The following is a 22,136-nucleotide window of genomic DNA, read 5'->3' as shown; positions in this document are numbered from 1 at the left end:
AAGAACGCGAGATCAGGTGGCCGAATCAAGCCGACGGCGAACCGCTTCGCGGTCGGCACCCAGTTCCACGAGCAGTTCGGCCGCCGGGTCGGGTGGCGCCAGGTCCACCAGCACCCGCAGCAGCCGCGCCGGATCACGCGGCCGCGGCGTCCCGCGGATCGCCTCGTTGACGACCGCGCGCGCACTGGACGTGAACGCTCCCAGCGTCAGCTTCCCGTGCCGCGGCGGGACTTCGGCCGGGCGGAGACCTTCCACCTCGATGCCGAGCGCGGTCAGGGCCGCCCGGTCCAGGCGGTCCAGTGCCGCGCGGGCGTCGGCCAAGCCGATGCCGAGCGCGAGCGCGCTGCCCGGGTCGTGCAGCAGGCCCAGCAGCAGGTGTTCCGTGCCGAGCCGCCGGTCGCCGCGGCGGCGGGACTCTTCCAGGGCCGCGGTCAGCACCGCGGCGAACGGGCTCTTCGCGATCAGCCGGTCGAGCACGGTGGCCTCACTTCCCGTACTTCGCGTGCACGGACTGCCGGGCGACGCCGAGCGCGTCGCCGATCTGCTCCCACGACCAGCCACGCTCGCGGGCGTGCGCGACGGCCACCGCTTCGACCTGCTCGGCGAGCCGGTGCAGGGCACCCACCGCCCGCAGCGCCACGGCCGGGTCCGTTTCCGAGACGCGTCCCGAAAGCTCTTCCGCTTCCATGGTGTGTCAGTCTAGCCTGACACTCTCGTCAGTTTGAACTGACACGAAGGAGGGACGTCATGGAGGTCGCGGTGATCGGAGCGGGCCCGGTGGGCCTGATGCTGGCGGCGGAGCTGCGGCTCGGCGGCGCGAAGGTGGTGGTCCTGGACCGGCGGACCGAACCGGACCGGCGACCGCGGGCGAACGGGCTCGGCGGCCGGATCGTCGAGCAGCTGGACCACCGGGGACTCCTCGACCGGTTCCGGGCCGAAGCGACGTTCGCCGGCCCCTTCCCCGGCTTCCCGTTCGGGCCGGTCCCCCTCGACTTCTCCGGACTGGACGCGCCGCCGCGCGGGCTCATGCTGCAGCAGCCACGGATGGAGGCCCTCCTGGAGGAGCGCGCGGCCGAGCTCGGCGCCGAAATCCGGCGCGGTCACGAACTGGTGGACCTCGGCACCGTCCGCGGCCCGGACGGCGAGTACCGCATCGAGCCGCGGTACATCGCCGGCTGCGACGGCGCGCACAGCCGCGTCCGCGAGCTGGCCGGCATCGGCTTCCGCGGCACCACCGGCGACGAGCTGATGCGCCTCGGGCATTTCCGAGCGGACGTGGACCTCTTCGCCACGGTGGCGGGACTGGAGCGCGGCTGGAACCGCCGTCCCGGCGGCCGGGTGCTGGTGACTTCGCTGACGCCGGGCGTCGTGATCGCCGGCGTCCGCGAGGTGACGCCGGAGCCACCCGGCGAGCCGACGCTCGAGGAGTTCCGCGACGCCGTCCGGCGGGTCCTCGGCACCGATCTCCCGCTCGGCGAGCCGCTCTGGCTGTCGCGGACGACGAGTTCGGCGAGGCTCGCCGAGCGGTACCGGGCCGGACGCGTGCTGCTGGCCGGCGACGCCGCGCATCTCTTCCCCGCCGGTGGGTCCGCGCTCAACGTCGGGCTGCTCGACGCGGTCAACCTCGGCTGGAAGCTCGCCGCCGTCGTCCGCGGGCGCTCACCGGAGTCCCTGCTCGACAGCTACCACGCCGAGCGGCACCCGGTCGCGGCGCGGACGTTGACCCAGACCCGCGTCCAGGCCCTCCTCGACCGCCTGACCGGCGAGGACGGCGACGCCCTGCGGACGCTCTTCGGCGAGCTGGCCGCGCTTCCCGAGGGGACCCGGCACCTGGCCGGGCTGCTGCGCGACACCGACGAGCTGCCGTACGTCCCCGACCTGCCGCTGACCGTCGGCGGCCGGGCCACGCGCGTGGCCGAGGTCATGCGCGCGGCGCGGCCCGTCCTGTTCGACTTCGCCGACCGCGCGGACCTGCGCGAGAGTGCGGGCGCGGACGTGAAGATCGTCACGGCGGAGTGCCCGGAAGCCCCGGCCGACGCGCTTTTCGTACACCCGGACGGCGTCGTGGCGTGGCGCGGCGGAGATCCGGCGTCGCTGCGGGAAGCAATGGCGGCACCGGGGCGTTGACCCCGGTTGTGAGCTCACTGCCTGACGTGCCGCTGTCCGTGCTCGACCTGTCCCCCGTTTCGGAGGGGAACACCGTCGGCGAGACGCTGCGCAACACCCTGGACCTCGCCCGCGCCGCGGAACGGCTGGGCTACCACCGCTACTGGCTGGCCGAGCACCACAACATGCCCGGCATCGCCAGCTCGGCCACCGTTGTGCTGATCGGGCACGTCGCCGACGCCACCGAGCGGATCCGCGTCGGCTCGGGCGGGATCATGCTGCCCAACCACGCGCCGCTGGTCGTGGCCGAGCAGTTCGGCACGCTGGAGGCGTTCCACCCGGGCCGGATCGACCTCGGCATCGGCCGCGCGCCCGGCACCGACCAGCGGACGGCGCTGGCGTTGCGCGGCCCCGGCGGGCTGTCCGCGGAGAACTTCCCGGAGCACCTGCAGGAACTGATCGGCTACTTCACCCATTCGGAGGCCCGGGGGGTCAACGCGGTGGTGGCCGAGGGCAACCAGCCGCCGGTGTGGCTGCTCGGGTCGAGCGGCTTCAGCGCCCAGCTCGCCGGGCGGCTCGGGCTGCCGTTCTCGTTCGCGCACCACTTCGCCGCCGACAACACCATCCCGGCCGTGCAGCTGTACCGGGAGAACTTCCGGCCGGGGGTGCTCGACGAGCCGTACGTGATGCTCGGCGTGTCGGTGGTCGCCGCCGAAACCGACGAACGCGCCCGCTTCCTGGCCGGGCCCAGCGGGCTGACGTTCCTCAGCCTCCGCCGCGGCCGCCCGATCGCGCTGCCGACGCCGGAAGAGGCCGCGGAGTACCCGTACACGGAGATGGACCGCGCGTTCCTGGCCGAGCGCTTCGGCTCGAGCATCGTCGGCTCGCCGGAGACCGTCCAAAAGGGACTCGAGCAGCTCCTGGCCGACACCGGCGCGAACGAGCTGATGATCACGACGATGGTCCACGGCCACGCCGACCGCGTCCGTTCCTACGAACTCCTCGCCGCCCTCAAGTCCTGACCGTGCTCGAAGGGTCGACACGCGTGATGGAGAGGTCGACACGCGTGATTGAAGGGTCGACACGGCGTGGCCCGCGCTCCTGCGGCGTGTCGACCTCCTGATCACGCGTGTCGGCTCCCTGATCACGCGTGTCGGCTCCCTGGGTACGCGAGCCGACCCGCGGAATTGACAAACGGACGTGGATTGTCAACGGGCCCTTCGGCCGGGAGGGAAGTTTCTCCTCCTTCGCTGACAACAAGATCGGGTCCGTTTGTCAGCTGCGCACAAGAATTGGGGGGTTACCAGCCCGTGACCCCGTGATCCTGCTCAAGTTCTTGTCTCCCGCCAAGGCCGTCGTTAGCGTACCGACCAGTAGGAAACGGCACGGTGTTTCCCCGAGACCGTGAATGGCCGATAATTGTTACCCCGTTCGGACCATTTCCCTTTAGTCAACTCGGGTGAATTCGGCCTGCCGCCGAAACCGCTGGAGGCACACGAATGGCCGAACGGACGACGACGCCGTCGTTTCCGGGGGCGGCCGCATTGCGGCAGACCGGACGGCTCTATGGCTTGGGCCTCGACGTCGTCCGGCTGACCTTCCGCCGCCCGTTCCAGGTGCGGGAGCTGATCCAGCAGTTCTGGTTCATCGCGAGCGTGTCGATCCTGCCGACGGCGCTGGTCTCGATCCCGTTCGGCGCGGTGATCGCGCTGCACATCGGCTCGCTGACGACGCAGATCGGCGCGCAGTCGTTCACCGGCGCGGCAAGCGTGCTCGCGATCATCCAGCAGGCCAGCCCGATCGTCACGGCGCTGCTCATCGCCGGCGCGGGCGGCAGCGCGATGTGCGCGGACCTCGGCTCCCGCACCATCCGCGAAGAGATCGACGCCATGGAGGTTCTCGGCGTCTCGCCGGTCCAGCGGCTGATCGTGCCGCGGGTGCTCGCCGCGATGGGCGTCGCGGTCTTCCTCAACGGCATGGTCAGCGTCGTCGGCGTGCTCGGCGGCTACTTCTTCAACGTGATCATGCAGCACGGCACCCCGGGCGCCTACCTGGCCAGCTTCTCCGCGCTGGCCCAGCTGCCCGACCTCTGGATCAGCGAGATCAAGGCCCTCATCTTCGGCTTCGTCGCCGGGGTCGTCGCCTCCTACCGCGGGCTCAACCCCAAGGGCGGCCCGAAGGGCGTCGGCGACGCGGTCAACCAGTCCGTGGTCATCACGTTCCTGCTGCTGTTCGTGCTGAACCTCATCCTCACCACCGTCTACCTGCAACTCGTTCCGCCCAAGGGGAGCTGAAGTGACGACCACGGACCTCCCGAGAACCGAGCGGGTACGCGAGGCCGTCGACCGCCGGTTCGGCTTCCTCGACACCCTCGGCGACCAGATCCTGTTCTTCCTCCGCGCCATTGCCTGGACGCCCCGGGCGTTGCGCCGCTACCTGCGCGAGGTCGTCCGCCTGCTGGCCGAAGTCAGCTTCGGCAGCGGCGCGCTCGCCGTCATCGGCGGCACGATCGGCGTGATGATCGGGATGACCGTCGCCACCGGCACGGTCGTCGGCCTGCAGGGCTACTCCGCGCTGAACCAGGTCGGGACGTCGGCGTTCGCCGGGTTCGTCTCCGCCTACTTCAACACGCGCGAGATCGCGCCGCTGGTGAGCGGGCTCGCCCTGAGCGCCACGGTCGGCTGCGGCTTCACCGCGCAGCTCGGCGCGATGCGGATCTCCGAGGAGATCGACGCGCTGGAGGTCATGGGCATCCCCAGCGTCCCGTACCTGGTGACGACGCGGGTGATCGCCGGCTTCCTCGCCGTCATCCCGCTGTACGCCATCGGGCTGCTGTCGAGCTACCTCGCCTCGCGCGAGGTCACCGTGTTGTTCTTCGGCCAGTCCGCCGGCACCTACGACCACTACTTCCTGCTGTTCCTGCCACCCGGCGACGTGCTGTGGTCGTTCGGGAAGGTCCTGGTGTTCAGCGTCGTGGTGGTCCTGGCGCACTGTTATTACGGCTTCCGCGCGAGCGGCGGCCCGGCCGGCGTCGGCGTCGCGGTGGGCCGCGCGGTGCGCACCGCGATCGTCGCGATCAGCGTCCTCGACTTCTTCCTGTCCCTGGCGATCTGGGGCGCGACGACAACCGTGCAGGTGGCCGGATGAGACGCGAAACCCGCCGCAAGGCCGGGGTCCGCACCGCGGGCGTGCTGTTCCTCGTGGTGATGGGCGTGCTGGTGACGCTGTCCATCAAGGTGTACGACAAGGACTTCGTCAGCACAGTCCCGGTGACGCTCAAGGCGAGCCGCATCGGCAACCAGCTCTCCCCCGGCGGCCAGGTCAAGGCCCGCGGCGTGCTCGTCGGGGAGATCCGCGGCGTCCGGGCGACACCGCAGGGCGCCGAGATAGCGCTTGCTCTCGAACCGGGCAAGGTGGACATGCTCCCCCGCGACGTCTCGGCGCTGCTGGTGCCGAAGACGCTGTTCGGCGAACGCTACGTCCAGCTGTCCATCCCGGACGGCACCCGGGCTCCGCACCTGGCCGCCGGCGACGTCATCGAGCAGGACCGGTCGGCGAACGCGGTCGAGCTGGAACGCGTCTTCGACAACCTGCTGCCGATCCTCAAAGCGGTCCAGCCGCAGAAGCTGGCGACGACGCTGACCGCGGTTTCGACGGCCCTGCAGGGCCGCGGCGAGCAGCTCGGGAAGACGATCGACACGGCCGCGGCCTACCTGAAGGACTTCAACCCCGATGTCCCGCAGCTGACCTCGGACCTGCGTGACCTCGCCAAGGTTTCCCGCCTGTACGGCGACATCGCCCCCGACCTCCTGGACGCGCTCTCCGCTTCCGCCGTCACCCTCGGCACGGTCAAGGAGAAGCAGGCGGACCTGGCCGGGGTGTACCAGCAGGTGACGTCGTCCTCGCTGGACGTCGCCGGGTTCCTGGCCCGCAACCGCGACAACCTCATCTCCCTGGCCGCCGACAGCCGCGCGCCGCTGGAGATCGCGGCGAAGTACTCCCCCAGCTTCGCCTGCACCCTGGGCTCGCTCAACGCTTTGAAGGGAGCCATGGACAAGGTCCTCGGAGCGGGCACGAACGAACCGGGCATGCACGCCGAAGTCGCGGTGACCACCAACAGCGGCAAGTACCTGCCCGGCAAGGACGACCCGCGCTTCACCGGCGGCGGCGAGCCGCGCTGCTACCCCTCCGGCGTCGCCCCCACCACGGGCACCGCCGCGGTGGCACCCGGCACGACCGGGCACCCCCTGCTGACCGGCGGCCAGGGCGACCTCGGCGTCGCGAACTCGCCGCAGGAACAGCAGCTGCTGGCCACACTCGTCGCCCCGACGATCGGCGTGCCGACAGCCCAGGTCCCGGACTGGAGCAGCGTGCTCGTCGGCCCGCTCTACCGCGGCACGGAGGTGAAGCTCAAGTGAGGAACATCGCGGCACCGCTGATCAAGAGCATCATCTTCATCGCCGTCACGGCACTCGCGACCGTCCTGCTGGCCATTTCCATCACGAACTCCGGCGTCGGCTCGGGTCGGCCGTACTCGGCGAAGTTCCTGGACGCCACCTCGCTCAACGTCGGCGACGACGTGCGCATCTCCGGCGTCCGGGTCGGCCAGGTGGAGTCGCTGGAGATCAGCGACCACAACCGCGCGCTCATCCGGTTCTCCCTCGACTCCGGACGGCGGCTGCCCGCCGACGTCCACGCGGTCATCAAGTACCGCAACATGGTCGGCCAGCGCTACATCGCCCTCGAACGCGGCACCACCGGCACCCGGGACCAGCTGGCCGAGGGCGGGGAGATCCCGCTGGACCGCACGACACCCGCCCTCGACCTCACGGACCTGTTCAACGGCTTCAAGCCGCTGTTCCAGGCGCTGTCGCCGAACGACGTCAACGAGCTCTCCGGCGAGATCGTCCAGGTGCTGCAGGGCGAAGGCGGCACCGTCGAGAGCCTGCTGCAGCACACCGGTTCGCTGACCACCACCCTCGCCGGGCGCGACAAGGTGATCGGCGAGGTGATCGGGAACCTCAACTCGGTGCTCAAGACCGTCAACGGCAAGGGCGACGCGCTGGCGAACCTCGTCTCGACGCTGCGGCAGCTGGTGTCCGGCCTGGCCGGCGACCGCGCCGCGATCGGCGACGCGATCAGCGGGATCGGCGCCCTCACCCAGTCCACCGCCGGGCTGTTCGAGCAGGCCCGTCCGCCGTTGAAGGACAGCATCGCCGGGCTGCAGGGCGTCGCGGGCAACCTGGCCCAGAACCAGTCCGATGTGGACAGTTTCCTGACCAACCTCCCGGTCAAGTTCAACGAAATCGGCCGGACCGCCTCCTACGGCTCGTGGATGAACTTCTTCCTCTGCCGCGCGGTGCTGGAAACCTCACCGCCGCGCGGTGTGATCGTCCCGACGCCGAGGTGTGACTCGTGAAGTCCTTCAAGGAACGCAACCCGATCGTCACGGGCGTGATCGGCAGCGTCGCGCTGGCCGCGGTGCTGACCGTCACGTTCAACTACGACAACCTGCCGATCGTCGGCGGCGGCACCACCTACGAGGCCGAGTTCTCCGAGGCCGCGGGGCTGCAGCCGGAAGACGAGGTCCGGATCGCCGGCATCAAGGTCGGCGAGATCCGCGACGTCGCGCTGGCCGACGACCACGTCCTGGTCACCTTCCGCGTGAAGAACGCCTGGATCGGCGACCGCACGACCGCCGACATCAAGATCAAGACGTTGCTGGGCCGGAAGTTCCTCTCGCTGAACCCGACCGGCGACGCCGTCCAGAACCCGGACCAGCCGATCCCGCGCACCCGGACCGTCACGCCCTACGACGTCACCGACGCCTTCAACGGCCTGGCCGACACGGTCGGCGCCATCGACACGAAGCAGCTCGCGGACAGCTTCACCACGCTGTCCGACACCTTCCGGAACTCCCCCGAGCACGTCCGCACCGCGCTCGACGGGCTCAGCCAGCTGTCGAAGACGGTGTCCAGCCGGGACGGCCAGATCGCCGAGCTGCTGGCCAACGCGCGGAAGCTGACCACGACGCTGGCGAACTCGAACGACGACTTCGAGAAGCTGATCGACGACGGGAACCTGTTGCTGACCGAACTGAACCGCCGTCGCGACGCGATCCACGACCTGCTGACCGGGTCCGCCCGGCTGGCCGGCCAGCTCCGCGGCCTGGTCGCGGACAACTCGGCCCAGCTCAAGCCCGCGCTCGAGTCGCTGAACCAGGTCACCGACCTGCTGAAACGGCAGAACGACAACCTCACCAAGGGCCTGCAGCTGGCCCAGCCGTACTTCCGGGTGCTCACCAACACGACCGGCAACGGCCACTGGATCGACGCCTACCTCTGCGGGCTGCTGCCCGAGAACCACGACCCCTGCACCCCGCCGAAGAACCCGGGAGGCGCCAAGTGACCGCGCTGACCACGACCCGCACCGGCGTCCTGGTGAGCCGGTTCGTCGCCGCCGCGATCCTGCTCGCCCTCGTCGTCACGGCGGCGCTGTGGTGGGTGTTCTCCGGCTCCGGGCAGCACCACGTCACGGCGTTCTTCACCCGCGCGGTCGGCGTCTACCCCGGCTCCGACGTCCGCGTGCTCGGCGTCCGGATCGGCCAGGTCGACGCGGTCACCCCGCGCGGCGAGCAGGTGCAGGTCGACATGTCCGTCGACGGCTCGGTCGGGATCGCCGAGGACACGACGCTGCTGGTGATCGCGCCCAGCGTCGTCGCCGACCGCTACCTCCAGTTCGGCAAGCCGGCCCGCGGCGGCCCGCGGCTGCCCGACGGCGCGCTGATCCCGGTGCAGCGCACCGCCACCCCGGTGGAGCTCGACCAGCTCTACGCCAGCCTCGACACGCTGACGAAGGCGCTCGGCCCGAACGGCGCCAACTCCCAGGGTGCGCTTTCCGACCTGCTGAAGACCGGGGCGCAGACCCTGCAGGGCAACGGCCGCGCGTTCAACGACAGCGTGCGCAACTTCGCGCAGCTGGCGCGCACGCTGGCCGGGAACTCGGGCGACCTGTTCGGCACCGTCGACCAGCTCCAGCGGTTCACGACCATGCTGGCCACCAACGACCAGCAGGTCTCCAACGTGAACCAGCAGCTCTCGCAGATCTCGACCACGCTGGCCGCCAACAGCGGCGAGCTCGCGCAGGCCCTCGACGGCCTCGGCCGCGCGCTCGCCGACGTCCAGGCGTTCATCCACGACAACCGCGGCGCGCTCAAGGCCAATGTGGACAACCTGGTGACGACCACGCGGACGCTCGTCGAGCAGCGCGAGTCGCTGGCCGGGACGCTCGACGCCGTGCCGCTGGCGGTGACGAACGTGCTCCAGTCCGTCGACCCGGCCACCGGGCGGCTGCTCGGCCGCGGTGACCTCGACTACTACCTCCAGCAGCCACTGCCGTTGCCGGTCACCGGGGACGTCTACACCAACGGGGGGCAGTGATGACTGGCCGCTTTCGGGGGGTCCAGGGGGGCTTGCCCCCCGGCCGGGGTCTGGGGCTCGGCCCCAGAGGACACCGCGTGCTGACTCTCGTCGCCGTCGGGTGCCTGATCGCGGGCTGCTCGGGCGAGTTCAAGGGCGTCTACGACCTGCCCCTGCCCGGCGGCGCCGACGTCGGCGACCACCCGTACTCGGTGACCGTGCAGTTCGCCGACGTGCTCGACCTCGTGCCGCAGGCCGCGGTGAAAGTCGGCGACGTCCCGGTCGGCCGGGTGCGGGAGGTCCGGCTGGGCGGCGACGGCTGGACGGCCGAAACGGTGCTGGAGGTCAACGGCGACGTCGTGCTGCCGGCGAACGCCGTCGCGCGGCTGCGGCAGTCCAGCCTGCTCGGCGAGAAGTTCGTCGAGCTGGCCCCGCCGGACGGCGAAGCGCAGAACGCCGGCAACGGGCGGCTCGCGAACGGCGCCACGATCACCCTGGCCCGGACCAACCGCAACCCCGAGTTCGAAGAGATCTTCGGCGCGCTTTCGCTGCTGCTCAACGGCGGCGGCATCGGCCAGCTGCAGACCATCAACCGCGAGCTGTCGAAGGTGATGGACGGCAACGAGGAGCAGATCCGCTCCTTCCTGTCCGGCGTGAACACCCTGATGACCGACCTGGACGCGCACCGCTCGGACATCACCGAAGCGCTCGACGGCCTGAACCGGCTCTCGGCGACCCTGGCGAACCGCCACCAGCAGGTCTCCGGCGCGCTCACCGACCTCACCCCCGGCCTGCAGGCCCTGTCCGACCAGCGCACCGAGCTCGTCTCCATGTTGCAGGCGCTGGACCACCTTTCGACGGTGGCCACCGACGTCGTCGACCGCAGCCGCGACGACATGGTCGCCGACCTGCGCGCGCTGGCCCCGATCCTCGGCCAGCTCGCCGCGGCCGGCGACAACCTGCCGAAGTCGCTGCAGATGCTGCCGACCTTCCCGTTCCCCGATTCGGTGCTGCCGGCGGTGAAGGGCGACTACATCAACGCGTACGTGTCGATGATCCCGGCCCCCGGCGTGCCGCTGCCCAAGCCCGGCGAAGGCGTCCCGCCGGGTCTGCCGCCCCTCCCGCTGCCGAGCAGCGCCGCCCGCGCCTCCGGAGGCAGCTGATGCTGACGAACAGAGTACGGATCCAGGTCGTCCTGTTCGTCGTGATCGCGCTGGCCACGACGGCGTTCGTCGGCGCGAACTACGCCGGGCTGGGCCGGCTGCTGGGCTCCGGCAGCTACACGGTGAAGCTGGAGCTCGCCGAAGGCGGCGGCCTGTTCACCAACGGCGAGGTGACCTACCGCGGCGTGGCCGTCGGCCGGGTCGGCGAGCTGCGGCTCACCGTCACCGGCACGGAAGCCGACCTGCTGATCGACGACGGCGCCCCGCCGATCCCGGCGAACTCCCGTGCCGTGGTGGCGAACCGGTCCGCGGTCGGCGAGCAGTACGTCGACCTGCAGCCGCGCACGTCCGACGCGCCCTACCTGGCCGGCGGCTCGGTCATCCAGCGCGAGTCGACCACGCTGCCGCTGCCGGTGAACAGCCTGCTGACCGACCTCGACTCGTTCACCGCGTCGGTGCCGACGCAGGACCTGCGCACGGTGGTGAACGAGCTCGACGACGCGCTGCGCGGCGCGGGCCCGGACCTGCAGACGCTGATGGACTCGGCGACGACGTTCACGCAGGAGGCGAGCAACCACCTGCCGCAGACGTCGAAGCTGATCGGCGACGGCGCGACGGTGCTGCGCACCCAGGTGGACTCCGCGGCGGAGTGGCGCACGTTCAGCAGCAACGCCCGCGTCTTCGCCCAGCAGCTGGCGAAGTCGGACGGCGACCTCCGGCGGCTGATCGCGTCCGCGCCGCCCGCGGCGACGGAGCTGAGCAGCCTGCTGAAGGAGAACGACCCGGGCCTGCCGATCCTGCTGGCCAACCTGCTGACGACGTCCCGGGTGTTCGCCACCCGCACGGCCGCGGAGGAGCAGCTGCTGTCGGACGCGCCGCGCGCGGTGGCCGCCGTGGACTCGGCACTGGACCACCAGAACAACCGGCTGCGGATGGGGCTGGTGCTGAACTTCAACGACCCGCCGCCGTGCCTGCAGGGCTACGAGAAGACACCACACCGGCCGAGCACGGACCTGACCCCGTTGCCGTTCAACACCGACGCGGCCTGCACGCTGCCGTACGGGAACGAAAGCTCGGTGCGCGGCACGCAGAACGGGCCCCACCCGCCGGTGCCGGCCCCGGCCCTGCCGGGCGGCCTGACGAGCCCGCTCGCGCTCGGCACCCAGGCGACGGCGACGAGCCTCGAGGAGATGCTGTGGCTGCGGTGAAGCTGAAGCACGCGGCGGTGGTGCTCGCAGCGGCGGCCGCGGTGTTCGCGGGCTGGTCGGGCTACTCGTGGTACGCGGCGGCCAACGCGTCCGCGGTGACGTACGGGGTGGCCCGCGACGAGGCCCTGACCAGCGGACGCACGCTGGTGGCGGAGCTGAGCAGCCTGGACTACCACGACGTGAACGGCGGCCTGGGCCGCTGGCTGTCGGCGTCGACGGGCCCGCTGCACGACCAGCTGGCCCGCACGGACGAGACGACGAAGAAGACACTGGCGGCGAACGCGACGGTGGCGACGGGCCGTGTCCTGGACGCGGCATTGAGCGAGCTGGACGAGCACGCGGGGACGGCGAAGATGCTGGCCTCGGTGGAGATCACGATGGCGAAGCAGGGAACGGCCCCGGCGGTCAAGCGCAACCGCTTCGCGGCGGCGCTGAGCAGGACGCCGGACGGGTGGAAGCTCAGCGCGCTGGACCAGCTGCCGGTGGGTGCCCGATGAGCCGCGCGGACATCGTTTCGGACGAGACCTCCGCCATTCCCGTGGAAGACGACGGCGAGGTCGCTTCGGCCAAGGCCGACGACGGCGACAAGGCCGCCCCGGCCTCTGGCGCGGCGAGCAGGACCATCCCCGAGACCGAAGGCGCATCCGGGTCGGCTTCTGCCGGAGCCGGGACCAGCGGCGAGGTGACCGCGGCCGAGCCGGGCGAACCGGCCCCGGACTCCAGCGAGACCGAAGCCGAGGCAGATTCCGAGACCGAACCCGAGGCTGCCGAACCTGCCCGGGCCCGGCCCGCCTGGCGGCGTCTCCCCGCGCTGCTCCTCGCCGCCGCAGTGCTGCTCACCGGCGCCGGTGTCTGGTTCACCCTCGAAGCCCGCGCCGCCGCCGCGAACCCCGCCGCCGCCAACCTCGCACTCACCGATGTCGGGGCGACCGCCGATGTCACCTCCGCCGTCACCATCGCCATGAACCAGATCTTCTCCTATTCCTACGACCGGACCGACGTCACCGAAAAGGCCGCCGCGGCGGTGCTGCGCGGGGCCGCCAAGGATTCCTACGACAAGCTCTTCGCCGAGGTGCGGCAGAAGGCGCCGGAGCAGAAACTCGTCCTCACTTCCCGCGTTTCGGCGATCGCCGTGCAAGAACTCCGGAATGGTCACGCGCGGCTACTCGTCTTTCTCGACCAATCAGCCGTCCGAGCCGACAACAATGCGACCGACAGTGCCGCCGCGCAGCTTTCGGTGACCGCGGAGCACACCGGCGGCCAGTGGGTCGTCACCACACTCGAACCACGCTGAACCGTCCCGCAAGAACAGCACACTTCACCGTTTCCGGGAGGACCCGGAAACGGACGGGAGAACGCAAAAGGAGGACAACCATGTCCGTGGCAACGCAGCTGAAGAGACTGGCCGTGCTCACGTCGGCGGCGGCCGTCGTACTCGGCGGGGTCGCTGTGACGCCGGCTTCGGCCGACGTCATCGAAATCCCCGTGTCCTACAACGTCGCCGGCACCACCACGGTGAAGAAGACCGGCAGCACCATGAAGCTCGGCCCCGGCACGCTCAAGGGCAACCTCATCATCGACGACCAGACCGGTTCCGTCGGCCTCAGCGCGGACCTGTCGCTGCCGCCGTCGCAGGCCGACATTTCGCTGGTCTCCGGCCTGTTCCGGGTCAAGGCGACGGTCAAGGTCGTCCCGCTCGGGCCGGCCACCGGCACCATCGCCGACGGCACGCTGACCACGCACGCCAAGGCGAACATGGAGATCTCCAACATCTGGGTCGGGCTGCTCGCGCCGGTGATCCCGCTGCCGACCGTGCCCGGCGCCTGCCGGACGAAGACCCCGGTCGAGCTGAACCTGGTGGCGCCGAACATCGACATCACCTCGCCGACGATCTCGCTCAGCTCGACCTACACCATCCCCGAGTTCAACAACTGCTTCATCGCCGACCTCGCGCTCGGCGCCCTGGTTTCCGGGCCGGGCAACACCATTTCGCTCGATCTGACCGCTCCCCAGAGCTGACCTGCCGGGTGGCGGGCGCACCGCCCGCCACCCGTCCGCTCAGCAGGGCGCGCTGGGGTTTTCCTTCAGCACGAAGCTGTCGCTGTCCCCGGCGGAAACGGCGAACACCGGGCCGCACGTCGCCGGATCCGACTCGCCGACCCAGTCGTTGCCCCAGGCGATGATGTCACCGTTGGTCTTGAAGGCCAGGTTGTGGTTGAACCCGGCGTCGATGCCGGCGACGTCGGAGAGCGCCGCCTCCGGGACGTCGATCTGGTGGAAGTTGTCCTGACCCCAGGCGTAGACGCGGCCGCCCTTGAGCGCCAGGCTGTGGTTGAACCCGGCGGAGATCGCCGTGACCCCCGAGGACAGTCCGGACGGGACGGTCGCCTGGCCGTAGGAATTGCTGCCCCAGGCAAGCACCCCGCCGTTCTTGAGGACGAGGTTGTGGTCGCCCCCGGCGGAGATCGCGGTCACCCCGGACTGCGCGGCCGCGGGCACGTCGGTCCGCGTCCCCCAGCTCACCACCTGCCCGCCCTGCTTCAGGGCCAGGCTGTGCACGTTGGACGTCGAGATCGCGATGACGCCGCTGCTCACCGAGGCCGGCAGGGTCGTCTGGCCGTACCAGTTGTTGCCCCAGGCGATGACCTTGCCGTTCTTGAGGGCGAGCTCGTGGCCCCAGCCGGAGGAGACCTGGCTGACCCCGGACTTCGCGTCGGCGGGAACCACGTTGGCGCCCCAGTTGTTCGCGCCCCACGCGAAGACCGCGCCGCTCTGCAGGGCCAGCACGGTCGTGCTGCCCGCCGACACGGCGGAGACCCCGGACAGCACGTTCGGCGGCGGGACCGTGATGGCGTAGTCCACCTTCCCCCACCCGATCACGCCGCCGACGGTGACTGCGGACGCGGGCGACGCGCCCAAGGACACGGCAAGTGCCGCCGACACCGTCAATACGGCTCCCCTGAGCGTTACCCGTTCACATCGTGAAGTAACCGGCACGGTAGCCTCCTTTCTTCCGATTCGTTTATCCGCGATTGCTCCGACAAGATCGTGAATGGTAGACCGTAACAGAAGCCTTACGGCGGCGCGGTCGTTCTTTGTCAAAATCCGATAGAAGATCCGCCGGACGTGCGCGCGACCGGACAAGAAACCCGGACCGCCCCGGCGGGGTGGGCTGACCGTGCCCCGAAGTCTTGTTCCGTAATGAACTCACGAGTAGCCTTCTGTTCGGCAGATGGACCTCCACCTCGCATGTCGGTGAAATCACGTCCCGCCGCTCGGGGCAAAGGGGGCGGGCGATCGTGATGGGAGACCAGCGACGGCGAGCAATCGATCAGCCAAAGCCGAGACTGTACTGAATCAAAGGAGATGGGTATGTCCCGACTCAGCAGGCTGTCCGCCGGAATCGCGACCACCGCTACCGCCGTCGGCGCCATCGCGGTGCTGACCGCCGGCACCGCGGCCGCCGCCACGGTCACCTACACCGCCGGCGGCACCACGCCCCTGACCTACACCTGCACGTTCCCGGGCATCACGCCGCAGCCCGTCCTCGTCACCTCGCACCTCGACGCCGAGGACAGCGTCGCGGCCGGCGGCACCCTCACCCCCGCCAACGTGGGTGGCTCCGCGACGATCAGCGCCGGTGTCCACGCGCTGCTCACCGCGGTCGGCTACGACGGCATCCAGGGCACCGCCGACGTGTCGGTGACGGCGGCGTCGGGCACGCTGTCGGCGCCGGCGGCCACCGGGCTCAGCATCCCGCAGACCATCTACCCGGCCGGCGGCCCGATCACGGTGAACATCGCGCAGGTCGCGACGTCCGTCGTGCCGACCTACACGGCGCCGGCGACGCCGGGCACCGACACGCTGTCGATGGGCAGCACGGTCACGGCGAACGTGCAGTTCCACAAGAAGTCCACCAACACCTGGACGCCGTGGGCGATGACCTGCAACCTGAAGGTCACCAACCCGGTGCAGAACACCGCGTTCAGCCCGAGCATCACCATCTCCTGACGCCGGTTCCCGGTGCGGGTCCCCTCGCGAGAGGGATCCGCATCGGGATTTCCGTCTTTTCCGCACCACGAACACACAGGGAAACCGATGCCACGTCGAGTCCGGCCCCGCTCCGTCACGGTGACCGCGCTGGCGGCCGCCGGCCTGCTGTCCGCGGCGAACGGTGCGCTGACGGGGGTCGGTTCGGCCGCTCCCGGCCCCGCGGTCCCGCCGGACACCCAGGCGAACGCGTCGGTCTCGGTGCACTGCCCGTTCGCCGACCCGCTCGGCCCGCGCGCGCTCACCGTCGAGACGACGGCGACGCTGCCCGCGCAGGCGAAGACCGGCACGTCGGCGACGATCGGCGCCTTCTCGGTCAAGCTGAGCCTTCCCCGCGACGTCGCGCTCTCGTTCCTGCCCGCCGGCGCCACGACCGGTTCGTTGCGCGGAACGGTGCAGCTCGACCTCGCCGTCCACCAGAACGACCGCTCGGACAAGGTCCCGGTCTCCCTCGTCGTGGCCACGACCCCGCTACCCGAGACCGGCGACGTCGTCCTGACCGCGACCGGCACCGTGCCGGAGATCGCGATCAACACCGTCGGCCCCGTCACGTTCGACGTCACCGCGCCGGCCCTCACGCTCGAAGCCGTCCCGGCGGCCGACGCACCCCCGGCCACCACCGCGCCGCCGAAGGTCGCGTGCACCCTCGACGACGGCCAGAAGACGACGTTGGGCAAGGTCCTCGTGCTCCCGAAGGAGACACCGGGCACCAAGCGAAAGCAGTCGGCCGCGCTCGGCGGGGTGAAGGCCATGGACGAAGAGCCGCCACCCCCGAACATGTACATCCAGCCGATGGGCCTGGTCAGCGTGATCACGCAATCGACGGTCAAGAAGCTGGGCGCCACTGTCGTCTCCACCCCGTCCCTCGTCCTCAACGGGTACATCAACGTGAACGTGGACACCGGTGACGTGTGGATCACCGGCGCGACCGCGTTCGCCCCGGTCACCGCGACCTTCCTCGGCTTCGGGTTCGTGCCGGCGACCGCGACGGTCGAGTTCCTTCCGGTCGACTACCAGAACTCCAAGCTGGTCGCGGTGAAAGGCGACCTGTACTTCAGTGAGGCCGGGGTCCCGTCCATGCGTGCGACGGTGGAAGCCAAGGCCCGGATGAGCCACGCGGAGATCAACGGCGTCCCGCTCGACCTCGGTCCCGACTGCGTGACGAAAACAGCGATAACGCTCAAGGTGAGCGGGCCGTACGACCCGCTCGACCCGACCGGCGAAGGCCGCGTCGACACCACCGAGGCGGGTGGCTTCACGCTGCCGGGCTTCACGGGCTGCGGCGCGGCCGGCCAGGACCTGAACCCGCTCCTCGAGGGCATGAGCTCGGGCGATGGCAACCAGGCCGTCGTCTACCTCTACAACCTGGCGGGCTGCACGGAACCCGACCCCGCCAACTGCGGGCCCCACACCAACCCGCCGGGTTCGGGGCCCTCGGCCGCGATGGCGAAGAAGGCAGCGACGAAACCCAGGTAAACCGCATCGAGGGGGAACGATGAGGATCGGAACGGCGCTCGCAGCGGCGTTGCTCGTCACCGGAGTGACAGCGGGAACGGCCTGTGCGAGCACAACCGTGACAGTGCAGACCGGCGTGCTGACCTACACCTGCGCGTTCCCGGGCTTCGCACCGCAAGCCACGATGCTGACCGCCCAGCTGGACGTCACCGACCTCCAGCCCGGGCAGCCGTTCACGGTGGTGCCCTACGCGACACAGGTCTTCCCGAGCAGCTTGCGTGCATTGCTGCGCGGCGCCGGCTACGACGCGGTCAGAGGCTCGTACAGCGGGTCGTTCACCGTCTCGGGCGCGACTCCGCCATCCGGATCGGTCGGTGGAGACTTCCCGGAGCAGCCGATCGGCACGACGGGCACGGTCACGCTCCCGGTGGCCGGGCCGATCCAGACGTTCACGGCCGACCCCGCCGGCACGCTCGCGTTCGCGATGGGCCCGAGCCTCAGCGAGGGGCTCCAGTTCCACCGGGCGTCGACCGGGGCCTGGGTCGTCTGGTCGGTGAACTGCACGCTGAAGGTGACCAACCCAGGGCAGAACCCGGCGTTCCAGCCGGCCATCGTGATCAGCTGACGCACGCACCTTGAACCTCCATTGTGGACACTTCGAAGGGGAGTCGAATGATCCTGCGCGTCCTCACCGCTGTTTCGTGCGCCGCCGCGATGGCGGTGGCCATGGCGGGCCCGGCATCCGCCGCGACCGTCACCTACCAGACCGGTGCCGTGGCCGACTTCTGCAACCTGATCCCGGGTGTCAGCCCGCAACCCGCAACCTTCACGGCCCGGTTCGACGCCCCGGACTCCGTCGCCTCGGGCACCACGATCACCCCGGCCGGGCTGGGTGGCGTCCTGCGGTTCGACGTGGGTCCGCACGCGCTCCTCACCGCCGTCGGCTACGACGGTTTCCGCGGCCGCGTCGACCTGGGCCTGGCGGCGACCGGCGCGACGCTCTCCGGGCCGTCGGCCACCGGGCTGACCGTGCCCGAGCAGATCTTTCCCGCCGGTGGGGCCATCGAGGTGCAGTTCGACCAGGGGCCGGGTGCGATCGTGCCGTCGCTGACCGCGGGCACGCCCGGCTCGGCCACGGTCAAGGTCACCACCACGGCCACCTTCACCGTCGAGGTCCACAAGAAGGCGAACGATACGTGGACACCGTGGACCATGCAGTGCAACGTCAAGGTGACGAACCCGCCGCAGAACACGGCGTTCAGCCCGTCGATCCCGGTGACCTGACGGGCTACCGAGGAGTCCACTGTGGATGGGAGCCGCCCGCTCGCGGTGCCGGGAGCAGTTCGCTGACCGGGTACCGCAGCGGCAGCGGCGCCGCACCCGCCCGCAACGCCAGTTCCATCTCGAACCGCGCCGCCGGGTCGCGGAGGCTGTCGCCGAACGTCGCCTGCAGCTGGCGCATGCGGTAGCGGACCGTCTGGGGGTGGACGCTGAGGCGCTCCGCGATCTCGACCACGTTGCCCTGGCTGTCCAGCCATGCCCGCAGCGTCTCCAGCAGCCGCTCCTGCTGCTTGCCCGTCATGTCCGCCAGCGGGGCGAAGAGGCGGTGCCGGAGCGTGCCGACCAGGCCGACGTCGGAGTTGACCAGCAGCGTCGCCAGGTGCTCCTCGGCCCGCAGCACCGGGCGCGGGGCCAGCACCCCGCGTTCGGCCAGCTGGAGCGCGTTGCGGGCCCAGCGCAGGGAATCGGCCACCGACGCCAGCGCGACGCACGGGCCGATCGACAAGCGGCAGTCCGGGAGCGCCACCTGCAGGGCCGCCAGCCGCGCGCTGCTCAGCTCGCCGGGGACGACCAGTTTCGGGTCGGCCGTGTCGAGTTCGGCGAGGACGTCCGCGTCCAGTCCGGCGTGCCGGCGGGCCGGGGCGACGCCGCCCGCCGGGTGGACCGCCACCGGTGTCGCGTCCACCGGCACCGGCCAGCCGATCAGCTGGGCCAGCTCGGCGATCGCCTTGGGTGACGCGGGCGGCGTCTCCAGGATCAGGTGCAGCAGCTTGCGGCGCCAGGTGTCCAGCGCTCCCGCCGTGCGCGCCTTCGCTTCCAGGTAGCCGTCGAGCGCGACGGACGCGAGCTCGTCCATGAACGCCAGCATCGCGTCGGCCAGCTGGGACATCACCGCCGACGACAGCCCGCTCCGCCGTCCGACGCGCATGATCCGCCGCCACGACACCCGCGCGCCGACCCGGTAGGCCGACTGCAGCGTGTCGAGGCTGCGGCCTTCGCGCATTTCGTTCTGCCCCAGGCGGTGGTGCACCTCGTGGGACTGCTCCTTGGACACCGTCGGGTCGGCGATCTGCGCGACGAACAGCGTGATCGCGTATTCGACGCCGGCGCGGATCGACTTGCCGTAGGGGCCATCGAGCGGGCGGGCGTAGGCCGGGATGGTCGCGCGGATCTCGTCGACGATCTCCGCCGCGAGGCTGGCCAGCTCGGGACGCAGGATGTCGGCGAGCTTGCGAGGCAGTGCGGCGGGTGGCGGCGCAGCGTGATCGAATCCGCGCTCCACCGACATCGCAGCTCCTTCGCTCCGCCCCGGGTTACCGGCCGCGCGCACACGCGAACGGGCACCCCGCGCTTGGTGCGGGGTGGCACCGGACACATCGAAAAAGTAGCGCCGAACGTGTCACCCTTTCGGAGGGAAACCGCTTTCTTGTCACCTTCATGACAATTTTTCACCGGCAGGGACGCGAAGGATGACAAGGAGGCCGCCGACTGCACCTGATCATGCGTACGAACGGACGAACTCCCAACGACCCACTCACGCTGCGGTTACGGCAGCCTTCTTGTATCGTGTGGTTGATACAAGCGAGGAGGTTCGACATGCCGTGGGACAACGTGCTCGCCGTCGCCCTGATCATGGGCCTGGTCGGCCTGGCGATCCTGATCGTGCTCTGGCCGGGCGAGAAGCAGGGCAAACGGCTGCTCAAGCGGTGGGGCGTGCCCGACCCGGACGACGCCGAGGTCGCCCTCGCCGTCCGGTACCTGAAGCGGCGCCGGTTCTGGTACCCGTGGCTCTTCCTGGCGATCCCGCCGCTGCTCGACCGCACGGCCGGCTCGCTGTTCACCACGCTGATGCTCGGCGGCCTGATCGCCGAACTGCTGGCGCAGCGGCCGTCGCGCGGCCCGCGCCGCGAAGCCGTCCTGGCCCGGCGCACGCTGCGGGACCTGGTCCCGGTGTGGGCGCTCGGGCTGAGCGTGCTCGCCGCGGTCGCCTCGATCGTCGTCCTCGCCGTCGCCGGCCGCTGGACGTCGCTCGCGGTCGCGGCGGGCGCGTTCGTGGTCGCGTGGGCGATCACCCTGCTCGCGCTGCGCCGCCCCGCCGTCGGTGGCCGGGCCGACCTGGCGCTGCGCTGCCGCAGTGCCCGCGTGGCCATCGGGCTGGGCATCGCCACCTGCGCGGCGACCGGCGGCCCGGTCCAGAGCGTCGGCGCCTTCGTGACCGTGGTGCTCGGATTGGTCGTGTTCCTGGCAGTGGTGGCCCCGGTGAAACGGCTGCCGACACCCGCGTGAAGATCGTCGTCGACACGGAGAACGGGCTCGCACCCTGGCGGCAGGTGCACGACCAGATGGTCCGCGCGATCACGACGGGCGGCCTGCCCGAAGGGACGCGGCTGCCGCCGATCCGCCAGCTGGCGCGGGACCTGGGGCTGGCGTCGGGGACGGTGGCGCGGGCGTACCGCGAGCTGGAGGCGGCGGGCTGGGTGGCGACGGCCCGCGCCCGTGGCACGGTGGTGACGATCCCGTCCGGCCGCCCGGACCGCGCGGCCCTGCTGCGCGCCGCCGCCGCGGACTTCGCGGCCCAGGCCAACGACCTCGGCGCGAACCTCGACGACGCCATGGCCGCGGTCCGCGCGGCCTGGTCGTGAGTGGGAAACAGTGTTCTAACGCTGTTTCCCACTCACGAGAAGCCGGCCCACCGCGGACAGGACGGGCTCCAGGACCTCGACCTCGCGCGGCGTCCCCACGCACTCGGTGATCCCCGCGCCCACGACCTCGAATCCCGACAGCGCGTCGAGGGCCGACACCAGCTGAGGGATCGTCCAGCCGCCGGGCTCCGGGTAGTTGAGTCCCGAGAACTCCGCCGGGTCCAGGACGTCCAGGTCGATGTGCACGTACAGCTTCTCCACGTCCGCCAACGCATCCACCGAAGTCACCGCCAGCCCGCGCGAGACCGCCGCCTGTTCCTCCGGGTCGAACACGCGGGTCCCCGCCAGCACCACGTTCCCGGGAGTGAGTGCCGGGTCGGCCGCGAACTCCGGGTCGCCTTCGCCGAACAGCGACCTCAGCACCATGCCGTGGAACGCGCCCGACGGCGACGATTCCGCCGTGTTGAGGTCCGGGTGGGCGTCGAACCACGCGACGCCCAGCCCGGGTCCGTGGCGGTAGCGGGCCACGCCGATCGGCACCAGCTCGACGCCGCAGTCGCCGCCGATCGTCAGCACCGGGCCGGCGGGTGCCTCCAGCGCGGCCAGCTGAGCCGCCCGGTTCGGCCCGGTCAGCACGGCCCGTGACGCGATCCCCCGGTCCACTTCGGACACTTCACGGGTCTGCCGGACGTGGTGCACGGGCCGGCCGAGCACGTGCCCGGCCAGCTCGGACAGGGCCACACAGCCGTCCGGCAGCTCCGCCGCGCGGGGTCCCACCGCGCCCTGCCGTTGCGGTACCGCGTTGATCAGCAT

At 70.8% G+C, this 22,136-nt stretch carries 24 protein-coding genes; 19 read left to right on the top strand and 5 right to left on the bottom strand.

Annotated elements, in window-relative coordinates; genetic code table 11:
• Positions 1-12: 12 nt before the first annotated feature.
• On the bottom strand, positions 13-477 hold the full coding sequence (locus CF165_RS29365; protein ID WP_093950824.1) for a Clp protease N-terminal domain-containing protein: 465 nt from the start codon (positions 475-477) through the stop codon (positions 13-15).
• A gap of 7 nt (positions 478-484) precedes the next feature.
• A complete protein-coding gene (locus CF165_RS29360) occupies positions 485-688 on the bottom strand; it encodes a hypothetical protein (RefSeq protein ID WP_093950823.1) in 204 nt (67 codons plus the stop codon).
• A 59-nt stretch (positions 689-747) separates the two neighbouring features.
• On the opposite strand from CF165_RS29360, the gene CF165_RS29355 reads away from it, so the two are divergent.
• The 13 genes from CF165_RS29355 (at position 748) to CF165_RS29295 (ending at position 13,914) form a co-directional block, all read left to right on the top strand.
• Positions 748-2,127, top strand: coding sequence for an FAD-dependent monooxygenase (locus CF165_RS29355; protein ID WP_093950822.1), 1,380 nt, complete (start codon positions 748-750; stop codon positions 2,125-2,127).
• A gap of 8 nt (positions 2,128-2,135) precedes the next feature.
• Positions 2,136-3,128 (top strand): LLM class flavin-dependent oxidoreductase, encoded by a 993-nt coding sequence (locus tag CF165_RS29350; RefSeq protein ID WP_205661005.1) that lies wholly within the window; start codon positions 2,136-2,138, stop codon positions 3,126-3,128.
• Between the two features lie 477 nt (positions 3,129-3,605).
• Positions 3,606-4,400 carry an MlaE family ABC transporter permease gene (locus CF165_RS29345; protein WP_093950820.1) on the top strand — a complete coding sequence of 265 codons (795 nt, stop codon included), beginning with the start codon at positions 3,606-3,608 and terminating at the stop codon, positions 4,398-4,400.
• Position 4,401: 1 nt separating this feature from the next.
• Positions 4,402-5,253: an MlaE family ABC transporter permease gene (locus CF165_RS29340; protein ID WP_093950819.1), complete on the top strand. Its 852-nt coding sequence runs from the start codon at positions 4,402-4,404 to the stop codon at positions 5,251-5,253.
• On the top strand, positions 5,250-6,524 hold the full coding sequence (locus tag CF165_RS29335) for an MCE family protein (RefSeq protein WP_093950818.1): 1,275 nt from the start codon (positions 5,250-5,252) through the stop codon (positions 6,522-6,524). The genes CF165_RS29340 and CF165_RS29335 overlap by 4 nt, the downstream gene beginning before the upstream one ends.
• Positions 6,521-7,525 (top strand): MCE family protein, encoded by a 1,005-nt coding sequence (locus CF165_RS29330; RefSeq protein WP_093950817.1) that lies wholly within the window; start codon positions 6,521-6,523, stop codon positions 7,523-7,525. Before CF165_RS29335 ends, CF165_RS29330 begins: the two co-directional genes overlap by 4 nt.
• On the top strand, positions 7,522-8,514 hold the full coding sequence (locus tag CF165_RS29325; RefSeq protein ID WP_093950816.1) for an MCE family protein: 993 nt from the start codon (positions 7,522-7,524) through the stop codon (positions 8,512-8,514). Before CF165_RS29330 ends, CF165_RS29325 begins: the two co-directional genes overlap by 4 nt.
• Positions 8,511-9,545, top strand: coding sequence for an MCE family protein (locus CF165_RS29320; RefSeq protein WP_093950815.1), 1,035 nt, complete (start codon positions 8,511-8,513; stop codon positions 9,543-9,545). Before CF165_RS29325 ends, CF165_RS29320 begins: the two co-directional genes overlap by 4 nt.
• A gap of 77 nt (positions 9,546-9,622) precedes the next feature.
• Positions 9,623-10,687 carry an MCE family protein gene (locus tag CF165_RS29315; RefSeq protein ID WP_093950814.1) on the top strand — a complete coding sequence of 355 codons (1,065 nt, stop codon included), beginning with the start codon at positions 9,623-9,625 and terminating at the stop codon, positions 10,685-10,687.
• On the top strand, positions 10,687-11,895 hold the full coding sequence (locus CF165_RS29310; RefSeq protein ID WP_093950813.1) for an MlaD family protein: 1,209 nt from the start codon (positions 10,687-10,689) through the stop codon (positions 11,893-11,895). The genes CF165_RS29315 and CF165_RS29310 overlap by 1 nt, the downstream gene beginning before the upstream one ends.
• Positions 11,883-12,392, top strand: a complete 510-nt coding sequence (locus tag CF165_RS29305; RefSeq protein WP_093950812.1) for an Rv1363c family protein — start codon at positions 11,883-11,885, stop codon at positions 12,390-12,392. Before CF165_RS29310 ends, CF165_RS29305 begins: the two co-directional genes overlap by 13 nt.
• Positions 12,389-13,189, top strand: a complete 801-nt coding sequence (locus CF165_RS29300) for a hypothetical protein (RefSeq protein WP_240521848.1) — start codon at positions 12,389-12,391, stop codon at positions 13,187-13,189. Before CF165_RS29305 ends, CF165_RS29300 begins: the two co-directional genes overlap by 4 nt.
• 80 nt (positions 13,190-13,269) lie before the next feature.
• Complete coding sequence (locus CF165_RS29295; RefSeq protein ID WP_093950811.1) at positions 13,270-13,914, top strand: hypothetical protein; 645 nt, start codon at positions 13,270-13,272, stop codon at positions 13,912-13,914.
• A 39-nt stretch (positions 13,915-13,953) separates the two neighbouring features.
• Here CF165_RS29295 and CF165_RS29290 read toward each other — a convergent pair whose 3' ends face one another.
• Positions 13,954-14,844, bottom strand: a complete 891-nt coding sequence (locus CF165_RS29290; RefSeq protein ID WP_093950810.1) for an RCC1 domain-containing protein — start codon at positions 14,842-14,844, stop codon at positions 13,954-13,956.
• A gap of 423 nt (positions 14,845-15,267) precedes the next feature.
• Here CF165_RS29290 and CF165_RS29285 point away from each other — a divergent pair, with 423 nt between their 5' ends.
• The 4 genes from CF165_RS29285 to CF165_RS29270 all read left to right on the top strand — a co-directional run bounded on the left by CF165_RS29285 (position 15,268) and on the right by CF165_RS29270 (position 18,684).
• Positions 15,268-15,906: a DUF6801 domain-containing protein gene (locus CF165_RS29285; RefSeq protein ID WP_093950809.1), complete on the top strand. Its 639-nt coding sequence runs from the start codon at positions 15,268-15,270 to the stop codon at positions 15,904-15,906.
• An 87-nt stretch (positions 15,907-15,993) separates the two neighbouring features.
• Positions 15,994-17,421, top strand: a complete 1,428-nt coding sequence (locus CF165_RS29280; protein WP_240521847.1) for a DUF6801 domain-containing protein — start codon at positions 15,994-15,996, stop codon at positions 17,419-17,421.
• A gap of 19 nt (positions 17,422-17,440) precedes the next feature.
• On the top strand, positions 17,441-18,025 hold the full coding sequence (locus CF165_RS29275) for a DUF6801 domain-containing protein (RefSeq protein WP_240521846.1): 585 nt from the start codon (positions 17,441-17,443) through the stop codon (positions 18,023-18,025).
• Positions 18,026-18,072: 47 nt separating this feature from the next.
• Positions 18,073-18,684 carry a DUF6801 domain-containing protein gene (locus CF165_RS29270; RefSeq protein WP_093950806.1) on the top strand — a complete coding sequence of 204 codons (612 nt, stop codon included), beginning with the start codon at positions 18,073-18,075 and terminating at the stop codon, positions 18,682-18,684.
• A 4-nt stretch (positions 18,685-18,688) separates the two neighbouring features.
• Here the strand turns inward: CF165_RS29270 and CF165_RS29265 are convergent, their stop codons facing one another.
• A complete protein-coding gene (locus CF165_RS29265) occupies positions 18,689-19,969 on the bottom strand; it encodes a PucR family transcriptional regulator (RefSeq protein WP_093950805.1) in 1,281 nt (426 codons plus the stop codon).
• A gap of 308 nt (positions 19,970-20,277) precedes the next feature.
• Between CF165_RS29265 and CF165_RS29260 the strand changes: the two genes are divergently transcribed.
• Entirely contained in the window at positions 20,278-20,967 is a 690-nt protein-coding gene (locus tag CF165_RS29260; RefSeq protein WP_093950804.1) for a hypothetical protein, read from the top strand.
• Positions 20,964-21,323: a GntR family transcriptional regulator gene (locus CF165_RS29255; RefSeq protein WP_093950803.1), complete on the top strand. Its 360-nt coding sequence runs from the start codon at positions 20,964-20,966 to the stop codon at positions 21,321-21,323. Before CF165_RS29260 ends, CF165_RS29255 begins: the two co-directional genes overlap by 4 nt.
• A gap of 15 nt (positions 21,324-21,338) precedes the next feature.
• Here CF165_RS29255 and CF165_RS29250 read toward each other — a convergent pair whose 3' ends face one another.
• Complete coding sequence (locus CF165_RS29250) at positions 21,339-22,136, bottom strand: arginase family protein (RefSeq protein WP_093950802.1); 798 nt, start codon at positions 22,134-22,136, stop codon at positions 21,339-21,341.

The sequence above is a fragment of the Amycolatopsis vastitatis genome, assembly GCF_002234595.1.
Classification (GTDB): domain Bacteria; phylum Actinomycetota; class Actinomycetes; order Mycobacteriales; family Pseudonocardiaceae; genus Amycolatopsis; species Amycolatopsis vastitatis.
The sequence above is the reverse complement of the archived record's forward strand: the minus strand, read 5'-3'. Positions and strand labels throughout refer to the sequence as shown.

Excerpts from the sequence above, each read along its gene's own strand:
- CF165_RS29275 (WP_240521846.1), top strand. The coding sequence starts at position 17,441 with ATGAGGATCGGAACGGCGCTCGCAGCGGCGTTGCTCGTCACCGGAGTG.
- CF165_RS29310 (WP_093950813.1), top strand. The coding sequence starts at position 10,687 with ATGCTGACGAACAGAGTACGGATCCAGGTCGTCCTGTTCGTCGTGATC.
- CF165_RS29270 (WP_093950806.1), top strand. The coding sequence starts at position 18,073 with ATGATCCTGCGCGTCCTCACCGCTGTTTCGTGCGCCGCCGCGATGGCG.
- CF165_RS29285 (WP_093950809.1), top strand. The coding sequence starts at position 15,268 with ATGTCCCGACTCAGCAGGCTGTCCGCCGGAATCGCGACCACCGCTACC.
- CF165_RS29355 (WP_093950822.1), top strand. The coding sequence starts at position 748 with ATGGAGGTCGCGGTGATCGGAGCGGGCCCGGTGGGCCTGATGCTGGCG.
- CF165_RS29360 (WP_093950823.1), bottom strand. The coding sequence starts at position 688 with ATGGAAGCGGAAGAGCTTTCGGGACGCGTCTCGGAAACGGACCCGGCC.
- CF165_RS29335 (WP_093950818.1), top strand. The coding sequence starts at position 5,250 with ATGAGACGCGAAACCCGCCGCAAGGCCGGGGTCCGCACCGCGGGCGTG.
- CF165_RS29250 (WP_093950802.1), bottom strand. The coding sequence starts at position 22,136 with ATGCTGATCAACGCGGTACCGCAACGGCAGGGCGCGGTGGGACCCCGC.
- CF165_RS29300 (WP_240521848.1), top strand. The coding sequence starts at position 12,389 with ATGAGCCGCGCGGACATCGTTTCGGACGAGACCTCCGCCATTCCCGTG.
- CF165_RS29345 (WP_093950820.1), top strand. The coding sequence starts at position 3,606 with ATGGCCGAACGGACGACGACGCCGTCGTTTCCGGGGGCGGCCGCATTG.
- CF165_RS29295 (WP_093950811.1), top strand. The coding sequence starts at position 13,270 with ATGTCCGTGGCAACGCAGCTGAAGAGACTGGCCGTGCTCACGTCGGCG.
- CF165_RS29280 (WP_240521847.1), top strand. The coding sequence starts at position 15,994 with ATGCCACGTCGAGTCCGGCCCCGCTCCGTCACGGTGACCGCGCTGGCG.
- CF165_RS29265 (WP_093950805.1), bottom strand. The coding sequence starts at position 19,969 with ATGTCGGTGGAGCGCGGATTCGATCACGCTGCGCCGCCACCCGCCGCA.
- CF165_RS29260 (WP_093950804.1), top strand. The coding sequence starts at position 20,278 with ATGCCGTGGGACAACGTGCTCGCCGTCGCCCTGATCATGGGCCTGGTC.